Here is a 14069-nt window from a genome sequence, read left to right as displayed (position 1 = left end):
CGCGCCACCTCCCCCGTCGTCACGGGGGAGGAGCCTGTCCGCACCACCCGCTCCTCCCCCGCCTCCGCGGGGGAGGTGGCGTCCCGGCCTCAAGCCGGGACGACGGAGGGGGCCTCCCTTCACCCCCGTCATCCCGGGCGGAGCGAAGCGGAGACCCGGGACCCAGCATCCCCGCCCGTCGAGCCTCCCTCTGACGAAGAATCGCCCCAGCCCTACCTGATGCCCTGGGAACGCGCCCCGCCCGGCGCCCGCTACCCCGGCGGCTCCGGCTGGTAGCCCACACCTCCGCATGTCATCCCGGTTTCGGCCAACGGCCGAAGACCGGGACCCATGAACACCTGATCTCTCCGAACACGCCCCCACGGAGCCGCCCCGCGCGGCCTCCGACCTCACCACGCATGGGTTCCGGTCTTGGGCTCCGCCCAAACCGGGATGACGCCGGGGGCTTCCGCGCCTTTCGTGGTCCCCAAAACGAAAAAGGGGAGCCGCCTGGGCTCCCCTCCCCGTCTCTTCGGCGACGCCGAGCGCCTAGTTCCCGCCGGGGGGCGGTGCGGCGTTGTTCGCAGCCTCCGCCGCGCCGCGTCCGCGCCGGGGCATCATGGCCTGGGCGGCGGCCAGCTCCTGCTTGTCCAGCGCGCCGTCCTTGTTCTTGTCGATGACCGCCCAGAACCGGCCCATCATCTCGCCCATCCGGCCGCGCAGCTCGGCCTTCTCCAACTTGCCGTCGAGGTTGTCGTCCATCATCCCCAGCATGCGGGTGTCGGCGAAGCGGGCGTTGGAATCGACCTGCTTGGCGGCCGTCTCGTCGACCCAGCGGAACGCCACCGAGGTGAACAGCATCTCCTCGTGGCTCTGCTCGCCCCACGAGACCTTGATGTTCGGGTTGGGGTTGGCCGGGTTGGCCTTCGAGTTGTCGTAGACGTAGTGGGCCACGAGCCTGGAGCCCGCCGGGATCTTGATCGGCTGGGCGAACTCGTAGCTGCGCTGCCAGTTGAAGTCGTAGCGCGGCAGGCTGAGCAGCAGGGTCTTCTTGCCGTTCGGCTCATAGAGCCACAGGTCCGACGAATAGGCCCGGTAGTGGGCGTGCGGGAACGCCGAGTAGAGCAGCGCGTCGTTCGGGAACTCGACGTAGGCGACTTCCTGGTGCCGCGCCTCGTTCGCCGGGATCTCGATGGTGGGGTCGATCACCACCACGTTGCGCATGATGTACTTGGGCGCGTCCTTGCGGAAATAGACGCCGATCTCCGAGTTATCGACCGTCTCCTTGCCGTAGGGCGTGTAGTGCATCTGGAAGCCGATGGCGCCGCCTGCCGGCAGATAGGTGCCGACGTCGCCGTCGAACACCGTGGATTCCGCGCCCACCGCGTAGCCGCCCACCGAGCCGCGCCAGCGCGTCTCCGACGAACGGCCGTTCTCCGGCATCTGCTCCATCCAGCCGGTCAGCACGTGGTGCACGGCCTGGCGGTCGCCCGGCTTCACCGTCGTCGCGCGGATCCAGCGGCCCTCGGTCTGGGCGTTGGCAATGGCCGGGCGCTGGTAGTCCACGACGCCCGAGGCCGGCACGTCGAACGCCGGGATCTTGATGATCATGTCGGGCTTGCCCAGCGGCCACTCGGCCGCCACGTGCTTCACCGCCGCCAGCGGATCGGGCCCGTCGCCGCGCTCGGCGCCCGCCTCGATCCAGTGCACCAGCGTCTTCGCTTCCTCGGGCGTCAGGTTCTTGCTGTCGGAGAACCGGCCCACGTGCGGATCGGCGTTGTAGGGCGGCATCCGGTCGGTGCGGATCACCTCGCGGATCATCGGCGAGAAGCCCTTGACCATGTCGTAGCTCGACATGGCGAACGGCCCGATGCCGCCTTCCTGGTGGCAGCCCACGCAGTTCTTCTCGATGATCGGCGCCACGTCCTTGGCGTAGGAGATCTTCTGCGGCTTGGCCCGGGCGGGGAAGTCGATGAGGCCGCCCGCCGAGGCCGTGGCCGCCGCCGGGGCGGGCTGGCCGGCGAGCACGGCGTCCAGCGCCGCGGAAAGGCCCGCGACCGGGCCGCGATAGGCCACCGTCCAGGTCTTGGTGCTGATCACATAGGCCTCGCCCGAGCGCGCCACGCCCAGGCTCTCGCCCACCAGCTGATAGCCGTCGAGCAGGATCGGCAGGCGGTAGCCGACCTTCGCGGCCTCGGCCAGGATCGCCTCGCGGCTGTCCTTCAGGCTGGAGTTCATCATCATGAGCTCCACGCCCTTGGGCGCGTAGGCCGCCGCGATCTCGTTCAGCGCCGGGGCCGCCGCCCGCGTCGCGGCGTCGCCGTTCGCCTGGGTCACGATGACGATCGCCGGGGCGCCGGCCATCCGGTACAGTTCGTGCGCCTCCAGGTTGGCGTCCACCAGCATGAAGTTGTCGACCATCGCCGGCGTCGTCGCCGAGGCGTCGACCGTCGATCCCCGCGCCAGCGCGCTGGGCGCGTTCGAATCGCTGGCGCAGCCCGAAATCAGTGCGGTCGTGGCGAGCAGGGCCAAGGCGCCGAAGCGGACGGTGGTCATGCGGTTTCCCCCAGTGTTCTTTCCCCGCGGAAATGACGCGGGCGTCAGGAACGTCTCAGACCTTCGTTACACGAATATTTCTCGCGGCTTGGACGCCTATCGCGTCCGTTTGCCGCCAGCGCCCCAGGGCGCGCCGGGCTAACGCCGGTCTCCGAAGAAAGGACCGACATATGCTCCCTGCCCTCGCCGTCGCGCTCGCCGCCGTGACCGCCCAGCCCGCCAACGCCCAGCCTTCCAACGACCGCGCGACGGTCGCCGCCCTCGACCTCCGCTATCAGGCCGCGGTGAAGGCCAACGACGCCGAGACGATGGCCGCCATCCTCCATCCCGACATGATCCTCGTGGTGGGCGGCGGGACGGTCCACACGGGCCAGGACCTGGTGCGCGAAGCCCGCGCCGGGACCATCGCCTACGAGATCCAGGACGAAGAGCCTGGCAGCCAGACGGTGCGCCTCTACGGGCCCGACACCGCGATCGTCACCGCCAAGCTGCGCATCAAGTACGTCGCCGACGGCAAGGCCGCCGACCGGACGCTGTGGTTCAGCGACACCTATGTGCGCACCCGCGACGGGTGGCGTTACGCGTTCGGCCAAGCGTCGCTGCCCCTGCCCGCCGCCTAGCGCGCCCGGGCCCTAGCCCCCCGCCTGCGCTTTGCCGCCCGGCGCCGAGACGATCAGCTTGATGATCGCCTCGGTCACATGCGGCTCCAGCCCCTCGGTATGGCCCTTGTCCTGCCGTACGAAGTCGGCGACCACCCGGCCCCCGTCACACTTGGGATAGACGAACGCCTCGGCCGTCCCCGGGCGCGCCTTCATGCCCCAGACCGGGTATCCGGCTCGCGCGTAGTCCCAGACGTGGCCGGGCGTGTCGTCGACGATGTCCTCGCGCCGCACGCGGGCGTCGCAGTGATATTTCGCCGCCCAGGGCGAGGTGTCGGGCAGGCTGGTGATCTCGTGCGAACCGCTCTCGTAGATGTGCGAGAAGTCGCAGGTCGGAAGCTCGTCCTGGTTCATGATGCTGCGGCCTGGCGGGCGCGGATCGGGCGGCGAGCCGTCGGCCTTCGGCGGGCCGAACCGCGGGTCGATCGGGGCCTGGCCGATACGGCCTCCCGAGAGGCTGAGCAGGCCGTCGACCTTGCCCTTGAAGTAGTCGCTGCAGATGATCCGCCGCGAGGTGAAGCCCCCCTGGCTGTGCCCGGCCAGCCACATGGCCTTGATGTTCTCGCGCCCGAAGGCGTCGAACACGAAATCGGTGATGTTCTGCAGGTGCTGGTCGTCCGCGGCGGGCATCCACATCCGGACGCCCGGCCCCTCGGCGCCCGGGAACTTGTTGAGGGTCGCCGCCGTCGGCGTGGCCACCACCAGCCGGTACTTCTCAACGTAGTCGGGCGCCGGGAAATAGTGCCGCTGCCAGTTCCCGATCGAGCCCGCCCCATGGATGTTGAGGATGAAGGTGACCTTCTCGCCCGACTTCAGATCGCACGGATAGTCCAGGAAGAATTTTCGCCCGGTCTTGGGATCGGTCGCGTTCCCAAGGTCCGCCAGCGCGCCACCCTGCACACAGCCTTCGCCGTCGCATCGCACCGGTTGCGGCGTCGTGCAGACCACGCCGCCCACGTCGCGCGCCTGCGCCGCGCCGGCCCCCAGCGCCATCGCGCCCAATGCCGCCAGTGCGGCGAACACCCGTCTTGCCTGCCCCATTTGTCGTCTCCCTCCGCCCCGCGATCTTCAGCCGCGCGACACCTTCCCTAGCATCGATAGGGGTCTTTGCAGGCATATTTCAGGGCGTGTTACATTTGGGCGTGGATCCCGACTCCGATTCTCGAGGCCGGCTTGACCGCGCCGCCATCGTCGACGCCGCCCTGCGGCTCCTCGACGAGGTCGGACTGGACGAGCTGTCCACACGCCGGCTGGCGGCCGACCTGGGCGTGAAGGGACCCTCGCTCTACTGGCACTTCAAGAACATGGGCGAGCTGCGCGACCACATGGCTGAAGCCCTGCTGGCCGCCGAGCTGCCGGCGCCCATTTCCGATCCGGCCTCCGGCGACTGGCGCGAGTGGCTGGCCGCCGGCGCGCGCGGCATCCGCCGGGCGGCCCATTCGCGGCGCGACGGCGCGCGGCTCCTCCGCGCCTGGCGGCCGACGCCGGAACGCCGTGTCCGCGTGCTTTCGGCCAATCACGCGCGGCTCGTGGCGTCGGGCTTCGCCGCCGACGACGCCAGGATCGCCTTCACCGCGCTCGCCAGGTTCGCCATGGGCTGGGCGCTGGGCGAGCAGGTTGCGGAGGGCGTCACGCCCGAGTCGGAGGCCGACTTCGAGTCGGGCCTTATGGCCCTGCTTGACGGCCTTGCGCTAAGGCGGCGATGAACGCCGTTCCATAAACTCAGGCGTGCGCGTCAGCATGTCGCAGCGCTAAATTGTCCCCGACGCCGGCTTGGCAACCGCTCGGATAGGAGCGTCTTCGAATATGGGCGGGCCCAGTTTGGATCCGCCTCATGCTCAAGAACATCTCCGTCCAGAACAAGCTGCTGCTCGCCTTCGCCGGCATGATCGCCGTGTGCGCGGCGGCCACCGGCGTCGTACTCGCCGACCTGCGATCGTTGCAGACCGCGACGCGCCTCACCGACAGTTCGATATCCTTGATAATGGCCAGCAGCCGACTGCAGACGGCCGCCATCGAGGAACAGAACGCCGTGCGCGGCTACGTGGCCTCGGGCGCCGGCAAGTACATCTACGAGTTCGATCAGGCGGAGAAGGCGTTCGAAGCCGACATCCAGGCGCTCAACGAAGCCGACGAGGCCGGCGACTACGCCGCCGCCGCCGCCCGGCTCGCCGAGGCTCGCGAGCTGTTCAAGAAGGAAGCCAACGCCCTCATCGAGATGGCGGCGCACCCTGACGAGCGTCTGCAGGCGGGTTCGCAGGTGCCGACGAAGGCCCAGGTCGACAAGATCCGCCAGATCCTGAAGGAGGTGCAGATCGAGGAGGAGCGCGACGAAACGATGCGCGCCGCCGCCCGCCAACGCGCCTTCAATCGCACCTACGCGGCGATGGCCATCGGCGCGGTCGGCGCCTTGGCCGTCTCCCTGCTTCTCGCCTGGCTGCTGACCCGCGCCCTGGGCCGGCCGGTGACCGCCCTCACCGGCGTCATGACCCGCCTGGCCGGGGGCGACAACGCCGTCGAGGTGCCCGACGTCAACCGCCGCGACGAAATCGGGCGCATGGCCCAGGCCGTGCTGACGTTCAAGGAAAACGCCATCGAGAAGTGGCGCGTGGAGCAGCAGGTGGAGGAGGAGCGCGCCCGCGCCGCGGCGACCCGCGAAGCGGCGGAAGCCGAGCGCGCCGCGGCGCATGCCGAGCAGCAAGGTGTCGTCGAGGCGCTGGCCGAGGGCCTGAGCCGACTGGAGGAAGGCGCGCTGACCTATCGCCTGACCCAGCCCTTCCCGGCCGACTACCGGGAACTCCAGACCGACTTCAACGCCGCCATGGACAAGCTCCAGGCCGCGATGCGGGAGATCATCGAAAGCGCCTCGGGCATCCGCGCAGGCGCCGGCCAGGTCTCCGCGGCGGCCGACGACCTGTCGCGCCGCACCGAGCGCCAGGCCGCCAGTCTCGAGGAGACCGCCGCGGCGATGGAGGAGATCACCTCAACCGTCCGCAAATCGGCGGAGGGCGCCGCCCACGCGCGGCGCACCGTCACCGAGACCAAGGACGAGGCCGAGCGTTCGTCCGCGGTCGTGCGCGAGGCCGTCGAGGCCATGACGGCGATCGAGGCCTCGTCCGGTGAGATCACCAAGATCATCGGGGTGATCGACGAGATCGCCTTCCAGACCAACCTGCTGGCCCTGAACGCGGGCGTGGAAGCGGCCCGGGCCGGTGAAGCCGGCAAGGGCTTCGCCGTCGTCGCGTCGGAAGTGCGGGCCCTGGCCCAGCGCTCGGCCGAGGCCGCCAAGGAGATCTCCGCGCTGATCTCGACGTCGGGCCGCCAGGTCGAGAAGGGCGTGGCCCTCGTCGGCCAGACCGGAACGGCGCTCGAACGCATCGCTGCCGGCGTGACCGAGATGAGCGGCCTGGTCAGCGAGATCGCCGCCTCCTCGCACGAGCAGGCGTCGGGCCTCGATCAGGTGAACATCGCCGTGAGCGAGATGGACCAGGTGACCCAGCAGAACGCGGCCATGGTCGAGCAGTCGACCGCCGCCGCCCGCGACATGCACGACCGCGCCAGCCGGATGACCGAACTCGTCGGCCGCTTCGAGACCGGCGCGGCGACGGCGGCCAAGGCCGCGCCGCCGGCCCAGACCGCCCGGGCCAGGGCCAGCGGCGGCGCCCGCGCCCTGCAGGCGGCGCTGGAGACATCGGACTGGCAGGACTTCTGAGCCTGCCCCCCCGGCGAAAGGGGCTGGACTGACCTAGGGTCCGAGGCGGGAAGCTGGCTGCGATAAAGGCCAGCCCCTTCGAGGAAACCATGTCCGAAGCCTACATCATCGACGCCTGCCGCACGCCGCGCGGCATCGGCAAGGTCGGCAAGGGAGCGCTCGCCGACGAGCATCCCCAACACCTGGCCTCCACCGTTCTCAAGGCGCTCGCCGAGCGCAGCGCGGTCAACACCGCCGAGGTGGACGACATCATCTGGGGCTGCTCGTCCCAGCGCGGCAAGCAGGGCAACGACCTGGGCCGCATGGCGGCCCTCGACGCCGGCTACGACGTCAAGGCCAGCGGGGTCACGCTCGACCGCTTCTGCGGTTCGGGCATCACGGCCGTGAACCTGGCGGCGGCCCAGATCATGTCGGGGATGGAAGACCTCGTCATCGCCGGCGGCACCGAGATGATGTCGTACACCGCCTCGTCCAGCCCTCAGCACGCCGCCTTCTTCGACGGCCCGCCGTTGATGGACGCCGGCAACACCCACCTGCGCGCCCTGCACCCGCAGTCGCACCAGGGCATCTGCGCCGACGCCATCGCCACGCTGGAGAACATCCCGCGCGAGGCGCTGGACGAGCTGGCCTATGTGAGCCAGCAGCGCGCCGCCAAGGCCATCGAAGAGGGCCGCTTCGACCGCGCCCTGGTGCCCGTCTACCACGAGGATGGCACCCTCGCCCTCGACCGCGAGGAATTCCCGCGTCCCCAGACGACGCTGGAAGGCCTGGCGTCGCTCAAGCCCTCCTTCGAAGCGATGGCCAACGTCCCGCTGGACGCCAATGGCACGACCTTCGCCGGGCTGATCAACCAGGTCTATCCCGACCTCAAGATCCGCCACGTGCACCACGCCGGCAATTCGTCGGGCGTGGTCGACGGCGCGGCCGCCGTCCTGCTGGCCTCGGCCGACTACGCCAAGAAGAACGGCCTGAAGCCGCGGGGCCGCGTCGTGGCCATGGCCAATGTCGGCGACAGCCCGACCCTGATGCTCAACGCCCCGGTCCCGGCGGCGAAGAAGGTGCTCAAGAAGGCCGGCCTGACGCCCGACGACATCGACCTGTGGGAGATCAACGAGGCCTTCGCCGTCGTCGCCGAGAAGTTCATCCGCGACCTCGGGCTCGACCGCGAGAAGGTCAACGTCAACGGCGGCTCCATGGCCCTGGGCCACCCGATCGGCGCCACCGGCTCGATCCTCATCGGCACCATCCTCGACGAGCTGGAGCGCCGCGACCTCAAGCGCGGCCTGGTCACCATGTGCGCCGCCGGCGGCATGGCGCCCGCCATCATTGTCGAACGCGTCTAGAGGCCTTAGGCCGGCCCCAGGTCGGCGTTAACAAATTCTTAACGACTACTGGGCCGCGCGAGTATTCGCGCGGCCCTTGCCGTTCTTTCGCCGGAATCAACGAGCATCCTCGTGGAACTACTACCCGTACCTGGTTGTTGAACGACTGGCGGGTGCAGAACGCTGCTGTCGACACGAAGGAAAGCTTAACTGTACGGAACGGAACAAGTCATGCGCGCAACCGCAGCGCCCCTGGACCGTATCTCCGGCGACAGCCGCCCGCGCAGCGTCGGCCTCGCGCAGGAGCTGGCCGGCGCCCGCGCCCGGATCGAGGCCCAGGAACGGCAGATTCAGGAGCTCAACCACCGCATCGCCAACAGCCTGCAGCTCGCCACCGACCTGCTGGTCTTCGAACAGCTTCGGTCGCGCGACGCCGGCGCCCAGGCGGCGCTGGAGGCCAGCCGCGCGCGGCTGATCGCGGTTGGCGAACTGCATCGCTATCTGGGCGACAAGACCAGTGAGCCGAGCGTCGAGATCGGCCCGTTCCTCGCGGGGCTCTGCGAGATGATCGGGGCGACCACGGGCCTCCGCTGCGCCGTGCAGGCCGCGCCGCTGCGGGTCCCCGCCGACATGGCCCAGCAGCTGGCGATCGCCGTCAACGAGTTCGCCATCAACGCCGCCAAGCACGCCTACGACCGGCCGGGCGGCCAGCTCGACGTCACATGCCGCCGCGACGGCGGGGATCTGGTGCTGACGGTCGCCGACGCCGGCAAGGGCCTCGGAGACGCGCGCCGGCCGGGAGGCCTCGGCATGTCGATCGTGGCCGCCATCGTCCGCGACCTGAACGGGGCGCTCAGCATCCGAGCCGACGGCGGAACGGCGTTCACGATCCGCGCGCCGCTGGGCCGGCCGGCGGCGCTGGACCGCTCCTTCGAGGCCTGGGTCGACGACTAGCGCGCAGGTGCGGCGGGCGCGTCGGGATACTGCCGCTCCAAGTGGTCGGCGGCGGCCTTGAGGGCCTGGATCGCCGCCTCGACCTCCTGGCGCTGGGCCTCCAGCCTGGCGATCCGCTTGCGATGGATGCGCAGGGCCTCGGCGTCCTGGGCGGGCAGCCCTTCCTCATCGTAGGCGTCGAGGATGTCGCGGATCTCGGCGATCGACAGGCCCACGCGGCGGCCGCGCAGGATCAGGACCAGACGCGCGCGGTCCTTGTAGGAATAGACCCGGGTCAGGTCCCGCCGGGCCGGCGAGAGCAAGCCCTGCTCCTCATAGAAGCGCAGCGCCCGCGGGGTGGCCCCGAACTCGCGGCACAGCTGGGTGATCGAATAGGTCCGGTGCGGCGGACGGCGGAATCCCATCAGCGCGCTCATCTGCGTCTCCTCCTTCAAAGCCCGAGCACGAGCCGGGCGATGATGTCCCTCTGGATCTCGTTGGAGCCGCCATAGATCGAGGCGGCCCGGTTGTTCAGATAGCGTGGCATGGCCGTGAGGCCAGATTCTGGCCCGACCGGCGGAATGTTCGAACCAGGCTCCCGCGCCGCCGGCTGGTCCACGTTCGCGTAGGCTCCCAGCGCGGCGATCGACAGCTCGTCGATCCGCTGCATCGCCTCCGTGCCGTTGATCTTCAGCATCGACGAGGCCGGTCCGGGGTTCTTGCCGCCGGCCAGTTCCGACAGCACCCGGCGCTCCGACATGTCGATGGCCGTCACGGCGATCTCGGCCTCGGCGCGGCGGCGGCGATGGTGCGGGTCGTCGTCGTGGCTGTCGGCCGCGATCTGCGCCACGCGATCGAGCCCTACGCCCAGACCCGGCGCCGAGCCCCCGCCCCGCTCGAACTCCAGCAGGTACTTGGCCACGGTCCAGCCCTGGTTCTCCGCGCCGATCCGGTTGGCCTTGGGCACGCGGACCTGATCGAAGAACACCTGGTTCACCGCGTGCTCGCCGGCCAGGGTGATGATCGGCTTCACCGTGATCCCCGGGCTGTTCATCTCCAGCAGCAGGAAGGTGATCCCCTGCTGCGGCTTGCCCTCGCGGCTGGTCCGGACCAGGCAGAACATCCGGTTGGCGTGATGGGCGTGGGTCGTCCAGATCTTCGAGCCCGACAGCACGTAGTCGTCGCCGTCGCTCAGCGCCTGGAGCTGGAGCGAGGCCAGGTCCGACCCCGACCCCGGCTCGGAATAGCCCTGGCACCAGTAGTCCTCGCCCGACAGGATCCGCGGCAGGTAGAACGCCTTCTGCTCGGCCGTGCCGTAGCCCATGATCACCGGGCCCACCATCTTCAGGCCCATGGGCGAGAGGCTGGGGGCGCAGGCCCGCGCGCACTCGGCGGCGAAAATGGCGCGCTGCACTTCGGTCCAGCCGGGCCCGCCGTATTCCTTCGGCCAGGCCGGCGCGGCCCACCCGCGGGCGTGCAGGATGCGCTGCCAGGGCAGGCTGAAGCGCGGTTCGCAGAAGACGCTGGTGAGGCGCGCGCCCGCCGCGCGCAGCTCCGGCGTCAGGTTCTCGTCGAGAAAGGCCCGCACCTCCGCCTGGAAGGCTAGGTCCGCCTGGCTGAGTTCGAGATCCATCGTCCCGCCGCCTTTCCGCCCCATCGCCGCGGTTTCATCGCCCGCTTCACGCCCACAAACCACGGGCGCCGGAGCGTGAAGCAAACTTTATCCGACGCGGCGTCGCGCCTCACTCGCATTGTCACAGGGACCCGTTAGGCTCGGTCCCTACGGGATTCGAAGGACAGTGGAATGCTCCGCCGGCGTTGGCGCGCGGGCCTGTTGGCCTGCGCCTTGTCTTGTATCGCCGGCGCCGCGTGGCCCGCCGACGCGCCGACAAGCCCGCTCGCGCCCAAGGAGGCCGCGCGGTGGCAGGCGCTGGTGGCGAAGGCCGAGGCCGCCCGCGCGGCCGGCGACTGGAAGGCGCTGGAGAAGGTGACCCGCCGCCGGGTCGAGATCGAGGCGCGCGCCTATGGCCCGGACTCGACCGTGGCGGCGGCGTCCTATTCGTGGATCGGCCAGGCGCTCGCCCATCGCGGCCGGGAGGCGGAAGCCGAACCGTTCTATCGGCGCGCGCTGGAGATCGACCGTCGGACCCTGGGCGCCCGCCATCCTCAGACCCTGGTGGCCGTGAGCAACCTCGCCGGCCTTCTGGAGCGCCAGCGACGCCTGGAGGAAGCCGAACCGCTGCGCCGGATGCTCCTCGACGCCAGCCGCGCGGTGTTCGGCGCGAAGACCGCCCAGGCGGCCGCGGCCTCGGCCGCCCTCGCCGATCTGCTGCGGGCCCAGGACCGCCCCGTCGAGGCCGAGCCGCTCTTCCGCGAGGCGCTGGGCGTCGACACCCGCCTCTTCGGCGAGAATGACCCGCGGCTGGCCGGCGACCTCGACGCGCTCGGCGCCACGCTCGACGACCTCGGCCGCCACGCCGAGGCCGAGCCCCTGCTCCGCCGCGCCCTGGCGCTGCGTCGCCGCGCGCTGGGCGACCACGACCTCGCCACGGCCCGGGCCTGCGCCCGCATGGCCGCCAACCTCGACGCCCAGGGCCGCCACGCCGAGGCCGAGCCCCTCCACCGCATGGCGCTGAAGACCGACCGCGAGCTGCGGGGCCGACGTCATCCGGCGACCGCCGCCGCCGACGCCGCGCTCGGAGCCAACCTCGACGCCCAGGGTCGCCCGAAGGAAGCCGAACCGCTCCTGCGGGAGGCGCTGGATATCCGTCGCCGCCTGCTGGGCGACCGCGATCCCGCCACCGCGGCCAGTTACGGCGCGCTGGCGGCCAACCTCGCCGCCCGGGGCGAGACGGCCGAGGCCGAGCGCCTGCACCGTCGCGCGCTGGCGATCCTGCTCGTCGCCCGCGGCGACCGCGATCCGGCCACCGCTTCGGCGTTCGTCGCCCTGGCCGGCGACCTCGCCGCCGCCGGGCGCGCGCACGAGGCCGAGCCGCTGCTGCGCAAGGCCCTGCAGATCCGCCGCCTGGAGCTCGGCGAAGGCCACCCGGCCACCGGCGCGGCCTATGACGCCCTCGCCGACCTCCAGCACCAACGCGACGACGACGTCCAGGCCGAGGCCATGGCCGCCCGCGCGGTGGGGATCGTGCGCGCCCAGCGCCACGCCGAGCTGCGGGCCGCCGGCTCCGATCCCGAGGCGGCCATCCGCCGGGCCCGAGCGGCCGAAGCCGCGGGCGACGCCGACGCGCCGGTCTTCCGCCGCTACGTCCGCCTGGCCTGGCTGGCCGCGGCTCGGGAGCCCGACGAGGCCCCGCGCCTGCGCGACGCCGCCTTCACCGCCGCCCAGGACTTGTCGGCCTCGCCCGCCGCCCAGGCGCTCGCCCAGACCGCAGCCCGCGCCGCGCTCGGCCGCAAGCTCGCCAAGGGCGACGCCCGCGTCCGCCAGGCCCTCGCCGGCCAGGCCAAGCGCATCGAGGACCAGATGGTGCGCGCCCTGCCCAAGGCCGACCCCGCCGAAGCCGCCCGCATCGGCGTGGCGCTCGACGCGGTGGGGCGCGAGCTCGCCAGCCTCGACGCCCGCCTCCAGCGCGACAACCCGCGGTACGCCGAAATGGCCACGCCCGGCGCCCTGTCCGTCGCCGAGGTCCAGCGGCGCCTGCGGGCGCGCGAAGGGCTGCTGCTCGTCACCCCGGTGGACGACGACGTCTACGTGTTCGCCGTCTCGCGCCGCCATGCCGCCTGGAACCGGATCGAGGGCGGCGCCGCCGACCTGGCCCGCCGGGTCCGCGCCCTCCGCTGCGAGCTGGACGACCGCTCGTGCGGCGACCGCGCGGCCGAGCCGGACGCCGAGGCGGCGCTTCCGGCCTTCGACCTCGGCGCGGCCCACGCCCTCTACCGCGAGCTGTTCGGCCCGGTGGAGGCCGCGCTCGCCGGCGTCGACACACTCTACGTCACCACCTCCGGCGCGACGGCGAACCTGCCGCTCGGCCTGCTGGTGTCCGACCTCCCGCCCGATGGCCAGACCGGGCTCGCCGGCCTGCGCAACGCCCAGTGGCTGGCCGACCGCTACGCGCTGATCACCTTGCCGTCGGCGGCCACCCTGCGCGCCGCGCCCCCGGCGCGCCGGCCCGCCGCCCGCACTTGGAGCTTCGTGGGCTTCGGCGATCCGGACTTCTCCGCGGCCGACGCGGCGGCGCAGCCCAGCTTCGAGCCCCTGCCCGGCGCCGCCGATGAGCTGCGCGCCATGGCCCGCACGCTCGGCGCCGCGCCCGGCCACCTGCGGATCGGCCAGCAGGCCACCGAGACGGCGATCAAGACCGCCCCCGACCTCGCCGGCGCCGACGTGGTGGCCATCGCCACCCACGGCCTGCTCTCGCACGAGATCGCCGGCCTGGCCCAGCCGGGGCTCGTGCTGACCCCGCCCGCGCGGCCCAGCGCCCAGGACGACGGCGTGCTCACCGCCTCGGAGGCCGCCGCCCTCGACCTCTCGGCCGACTGGGTGATCCTGTCGGCGTGCAACACCGCCAGCGGCGACGGCGCCCCCGGCGCCGACAGCCTCTCGGGCCTGGCCCGCGCGTTCCTCTACGCCGGCGCCCGCGCGCTCCTCGTCAGCCATTGGCGGGTCTTCGACGACGCCACAGCGGCGCTCACGGTCGAGACCCTGGCGATCCAGCGCGCCCACCCTCGCCTCGGCAAGGCCCAGGCGCTGCAGCAAGCCGAGCGGGCCGTGCGCACCGGCCGCCGGCCCGACGGCTCGCGCCTGCCCGGCTGGCGGCCCGAATGGGCGCACCCGGCCTATTGGGCGCCGTTCGTGCTGATCGCCGCGTCCAGCTAGAGCCCGTCAGGGTGAAGTGGATACCGGTTTACCCGCCCGGACGGGCTCCATATGCTTGAAAATAGAGCCTTCTC

10 protein-coding genes are annotated in these 14069 nt (G+C 71.5%); 6 read left to right on the top strand and 4 right to left on the bottom strand.

Translation table 11 applies throughout. From position 1 onward, the window contains the following. Positions 1-528 precede the first annotated feature (528 nt). Positions 529-2535 (bottom strand): hypothetical protein, encoded by a 2007-nt coding sequence (locus tag GC203_RS00340; protein WP_293450157.1) that lies wholly within the window; start codon positions 2533-2535, stop codon positions 529-531. Positions 2536-2705: 170 nt separating this feature from the next. Here GC203_RS00340 and GC203_RS00335 point away from each other — a divergent pair, with 170 nt between their 5' ends. Then, a complete protein-coding gene (locus GC203_RS00335) occupies positions 2706-3155 on the top strand; it encodes a nuclear transport factor 2 family protein (RefSeq protein WP_293450155.1) in 450 nt (149 codons plus the stop codon). 12 nt (positions 3156-3167) lie between these two features. On the opposite strand, the gene GC203_RS00330 is transcribed toward GC203_RS00335, so the two are convergent. Further along, positions 3168-4235: a hypothetical protein gene (locus GC203_RS00330; RefSeq protein ID WP_293450153.1), complete on the bottom strand. Its 1068-nt coding sequence runs from the start codon at positions 4233-4235 to the stop codon at positions 3168-3170. A gap of 101 nt (positions 4236-4336) precedes the next feature. Between GC203_RS00330 and GC203_RS00325 the strand changes: the two genes are divergently transcribed. The 4 genes from GC203_RS00325 (at position 4337) to GC203_RS00310 (ending at position 9182) form a co-directional block, all read left to right on the top strand. Further along, positions 4337-4900 (top strand): TetR family transcriptional regulator, encoded by a 564-nt coding sequence (locus GC203_RS00325; protein ID WP_293450151.1) that lies wholly within the window; start codon positions 4337-4339, stop codon positions 4898-4900. Between the two features lie 128 nt (positions 4901-5028). Further along, positions 5029-6906, top strand: a complete 1878-nt coding sequence (locus GC203_RS00320) for a methyl-accepting chemotaxis protein (RefSeq protein WP_293450149.1) — start codon at positions 5029-5031, stop codon at positions 6904-6906. A gap of 89 nt (positions 6907-6995) precedes the next feature. After that, positions 6996-8249, top strand: coding sequence for an acetyl-CoA C-acetyltransferase (locus GC203_RS00315; protein ID WP_293450147.1), 1254 nt, complete (start codon positions 6996-6998; stop codon positions 8247-8249). A gap of 210 nt (positions 8250-8459) precedes the next feature. Continuing rightward, complete coding sequence (locus GC203_RS00310; protein ID WP_293450144.1) at positions 8460-9182, top strand: sensor histidine kinase; 723 nt, start codon at positions 8460-8462, stop codon at positions 9180-9182. On the opposite strand, the gene GC203_RS00305 is transcribed toward GC203_RS00310, so the two are convergent. Beyond that, positions 9179-9598 carry a MerR family DNA-binding transcriptional regulator gene (locus tag GC203_RS00305; protein WP_293450142.1) on the bottom strand — a complete coding sequence of 140 codons (420 nt, stop codon included), beginning with the start codon at positions 9596-9598 and terminating at the stop codon, positions 9179-9181. The genes GC203_RS00310 and GC203_RS00305 overlap by 4 nt on opposite strands. Positions 9599-9612: 14 nt before the next feature. Continuing rightward, positions 9613-10794, bottom strand: coding sequence for an acyl-CoA dehydrogenase family protein (locus GC203_RS00300; RefSeq protein ID WP_293450140.1), 1182 nt, complete (start codon positions 10792-10794; stop codon positions 9613-9615). A gap of 171 nt (positions 10795-10965) precedes the next feature. Here GC203_RS00300 and GC203_RS00295 point away from each other — a divergent pair, with 171 nt between their 5' ends. Further along, positions 10966-13995, top strand: coding sequence for a CHAT domain-containing tetratricopeptide repeat protein (locus tag GC203_RS00295; protein ID WP_293450138.1), 3030 nt, complete (start codon positions 10966-10968; stop codon positions 13993-13995). Positions 13996-14069 lie beyond the last annotated feature (74 nt).

This window comes from Phenylobacterium sp. (genome assembly GCF_016124325.1).
Taxonomy (GTDB): domain Bacteria; phylum Pseudomonadota; class Alphaproteobacteria; order Caulobacterales; family Caulobacteraceae; genus Phenylobacterium.
The sequence above is the reverse complement of the archived record's forward strand: the minus strand, read 5'-3'. Positions and strand labels throughout refer to the sequence as shown.

Excerpts from the sequence above, each read along its gene's own strand:
- GC203_RS00340 (WP_293450157.1), bottom strand. The coding sequence starts at position 2,535 with ATGACCACCGTCCGCTTCGGCGCCTTGGCCCTGCTCGCCACGACCGCA.
- GC203_RS00335 (WP_293450155.1), top strand. The coding sequence starts at position 2,706 with ATGCTCCCTGCCCTCGCCGTCGCGCTCGCCGCCGTGACCGCCCAGCCC.
- GC203_RS00330 (WP_293450153.1), bottom strand. The coding sequence starts at position 4,235 with ATGGGGCAGGCAAGACGGGTGTTCGCCGCACTGGCGGCATTGGGCGCG.
- GC203_RS00320 (WP_293450149.1), top strand. The coding sequence starts at position 5,029 with ATGCTCAAGAACATCTCCGTCCAGAACAAGCTGCTGCTCGCCTTCGCC.
- GC203_RS00315 (WP_293450147.1), top strand. The coding sequence starts at position 6,996 with ATGTCCGAAGCCTACATCATCGACGCCTGCCGCACGCCGCGCGGCATC.
- GC203_RS00310 (WP_293450144.1), top strand. The coding sequence starts at position 8,460 with ATGCGCGCAACCGCAGCGCCCCTGGACCGTATCTCCGGCGACAGCCGC.
- GC203_RS00305 (WP_293450142.1), bottom strand. The coding sequence starts at position 9,598 with ATGAGCGCGCTGATGGGATTCCGCCGTCCGCCGCACCGGACCTATTCG.
- GC203_RS00300 (WP_293450140.1), bottom strand. The coding sequence starts at position 10,794 with ATGGATCTCGAACTCAGCCAGGCGGACCTAGCCTTCCAGGCGGAGGTG.
- GC203_RS00295 (WP_293450138.1), top strand. The coding sequence starts at position 10,966 with ATGCTCCGCCGGCGTTGGCGCGCGGGCCTGTTGGCCTGCGCCTTGTCT.